The organism is Intestinibacter sp., from assembly GCF_051866655.1.
In the GTDB taxonomy this organism is placed as follows: Bacteria; Bacillota; Clostridia; order Peptostreptococcales; family Peptostreptococcaceae; genus Intestinibacter.
In genome coordinates this window covers 1-2,226 of sequence record NZ_JBJDXL010000527.1, presented here as the reverse complement: position 1 = coordinate 2,226, position 2,226 = coordinate 1, and the positions used below count along the sequence as shown (strand labels likewise).

Here is a 2,226-nt window from a genome sequence, read left to right as displayed (position 1 = left end):
AGAAGCAGTTGGAAAAATATCTCTATACACAGAAGCTGTAAAAGACGGAGTCAAATTATACATAGAAGACAATGGAATAGGAATTGAAAAAAGCGAGATAAACAGGATATTCGACAAAGGCTTTACTGGCACAAACGGTAGACAAAACAACAAATCGACGGGAATAGGTCTTTACTTATGCAAAAAGCTCTGCACGAAGCTAGGTATAGAAATATACGCAGAATCTGAAATAAACAAATATACAAGGATAATTTTATTATTTCCAAAAGATGATTATCTTTCAAAACTGTAAGCTTAATTAAAATTAAGTCTATACAAAATGAATTTGGAAAATACTATTATATAGTCATAAGGTTTTGGAGGAGAGATGATTATGAAGGAATTAATAAAAATCTGTGATATAGAAAAATACTATGGAAAAAGGGGCAATATTAAAAAAGTCTTAAAAAGAATAAGCTTTTCTATAGAAGAAGGAGAATTTACCGGTGTTATGGGAGCTTCAGGCTCTGGCAAGACTACACTGTTAAATGTGATTTCTACAATAGATAAGGTAACTTCTGGACATATATACTACAAAAATACCGACATAACTGAGATGGATGAGGATGAATTATCAGATTTCAGAAAGGAAAACCTGGGATTTGTGTTTCAAGACTTCAACTTACTAGATACTCTTACTATAGAAGAGAATATAATTCTAGCGATGACACTTAGAAACAAAAATAAAAATGAAATCAAAACTAAAGTAGATCAAATTCTAAAAAGGCTAAATATATATGAAATCAAAGATAAATTTCCATATGAAGTATCAGGTGGACAAAAACAAAGATGTGCCTGTGCTAGGGCGATTATAAACGATCCGAAGTTAATACTTGCAGATGAACCTACAGGAGCTTTAGATTCAAAGTCAGCTCAAATGCTGCTTGAGACATTTCAATTAATGAACGAAAAATTAAAGGCTACTATATTGATGGTAACCCACGATGCTATTTCAGCTAGCTACTGCAATAGGATATTGTTTTTAAAAGACGGAGAAATTTTTTATGAATTAGTAAAGGGCGATAAGAGCAGGAGAGATTTTTTAAATGACATTTTAGATGTGTTGGCGTTTACTGGAGGTGACCCTTCAGATGTTCAATAAGCTTGCTTTTAGAAATGTGAAGAAATCTTTAAGTGATTATTTTGTCTATCTAATAACTATGGTCTTGATATCTTCCTTGATGTTTGCATTTAATTCGATGATTTTTTCAAAGGATATATTGGGCATATTCTCTATGGCAGGAGTATTAGGAGCAATGGTAGCCCTTGCGACTGTATTTATAATAATTGTAATAGCTTGGCTTATAAATTATATGATCAAGTTTATGATGCAAAAAAGAAGCAAGGAATTTGGTATATACTCGCTGCTTGGTATGAAGAAAAAGGAAATTGCTTCGTTATTTATAAGAGAAAATCAAATTATAGGTATTTTATCATATTTACTTGGAATCTTGCCTGGGATGTTTTTGCAACAGGTATTTCAAACCGTATTTTTTAGTATCCTAGGCAACAATTACTCTATAAAATTTGAATTTAATATATACGGATTTTTGCTAACTACTTTTCTGTATCTATTTATATACGCTATAGCTCTTTTCAAAAATAAAAGAAAATTGAAGAAGATGACTATAAATCAAATGATGAGTTTCGAAAAAGAAAACGAAACTATAACCGAAAAGAATTCTAAAATTAAAACTGTATTTTTCTTCGTATCTATAATATATATAATAGCATTCGATATAATAATTTTGATGGGAAAATTCGGTATAAAGAGCATCTGGGTTTACTTAGGATTATTAGTAGTATCTATATACTTATTCTACGGTGGAATTTCATCATTTGTGATAAATTACATAAATAAAAGAAAAAACGGCGTTTTCAAAGGTTCAAATTTATTTTTACTGCGTCAATTTTCATCTAAAATAAAGACTATGGAATTTACTATGTCTACCTTGACTATACTTTTTACATTTGCAATACTTGGTTCTTCTATATCTATGATGTTTAATGATTTTTTAGATAAGCGAATGGATTACCAGCTTCCATTTGATGCGATAGTTTTCAGCGATGATGTAAATGATAAATTTGAAAAATACATAGATATAATAAACCAAAATAATAAAATTGACGATAAACTCGTTTACAATATATACGAAAATAAAACAGATGAGGTAAATAATTATCTTC

Annotated in this window: 3 protein-coding genes; all 3 read left to right on the top strand. The window is 29.7% G+C overall.

Annotated elements, in window-relative coordinates; translation table 11 throughout:
• A partial coding sequence (locus ACI3VO_RS15845) for an ATP-binding protein (RefSeq protein WP_439758844.1) occupies positions 1 to 292 on the top strand: 292 nt, incomplete at its 5' end.
• A gap of 81 nt (positions 293 to 373) precedes the next feature.
• Positions 374 to 1,141 carry an ABC transporter ATP-binding protein gene (locus ACI3VO_RS15840; protein ID WP_439758843.1) on the top strand — a complete coding sequence of 256 codons (768 nt, stop codon included), beginning with the start codon at positions 374 to 376 and terminating at the stop codon, positions 1,139 to 1,141.
• The coding region (locus ACI3VO_RS15835; protein ID WP_439758842.1) for an FtsX-like permease family protein at positions 1,131 to 2,226 on the top strand (1,096 nt) is incomplete at its 3' end. The genes ACI3VO_RS15840 and ACI3VO_RS15835, both read left to right, overlap by 11 nt.

What these genes read in the sequence shown, in the direction of transcription:
- ACI3VO_RS15840 (WP_439758843.1), top strand. Translation starts at nt 374, where the DNA reads ATGAAGGAATTAATAAAAATCTGTGATATAGAAAAATACTATGGAAAA.